The sequence below is a fragment of the Pseudomonas sp. Ant30-3 genome (assembly GCF_000690905.1).
In the GTDB taxonomy this organism is placed as follows: domain Bacteria; phylum Pseudomonadota; class Gammaproteobacteria; order Pseudomonadales; family Pseudomonadaceae; genus Aquipseudomonas.
The window spans coordinates 1-646 of record NZ_JMCL01000255.1 but is presented as its reverse complement, the minus strand read 5'-3'; the positions used below and the strand labels follow the sequence as shown (position 1 = coordinate 646).

The 646-nt window shown below is 65.0% G+C and carries 1 protein-coding gene; it reads left to right on the top strand.

What is annotated here, in order from left to right; translation table 11 throughout:
- On the top strand, positions 1 to 646 hold a 646-nt coding region (locus tag DU29_RS0129220; RefSeq protein ID WP_028624832.1), incomplete at both ends, for an efflux RND transporter periplasmic adaptor subunit.

Below are 646 nucleotides of genomic sequence, written 5' to 3'. Positions count from 1 at the left end.
AGCAGCGCCACGCCGCCGCCGATCAGGCCCAAGCCAACGTGCAGTTCGCCCAAGCCGCAGTCGAGACCGCCAAGTTGGATCTGTCGTTCACCCAGGTACGTTCGCCCATCACAGGCCGCGCCGGACGTGCACTGGTCACGGCAGGCAACTTGGTGAGTGCTGACGGCCAGGCCAGCATCCTGACCACCGTAGTCTCGCTGAACCCGGTGCACGTGCATTTTGATAGCGACGAGCGTACCTATCTGCGCTACGCCCACATGGCTCGCAACGGAGAGCGCCCCGACCAGCGCAGCGAAAGTATCCCGGTGCAGGTGGGCCTGGTCGGCGAGAACGGCTATCCACACGCCGGAAACGTGGACTTCGTGGACAACCGTGTCGATGCGGCCACCGGCACCATCCGCGCACGCGCCACCCTGGTCAATCCCGACGGCCTGCTTACGCCGGGCCTCTATGCCCGAGTGCGCCTGCCGGGTAGCGGCAGTTTCGAGGCCATGCTGATCGACGACAAGGCCATCCTGACCGACCAGAGCCGCAAGTACGTGTATGTGATCGATGAGAACAACACCGCCCAGCGCCGCGACATCACGCTGGGACGCAAGGCCGAAGGCCTGCGCATCGTCGAGGAAGGTCTAAATCCCGGCGACCG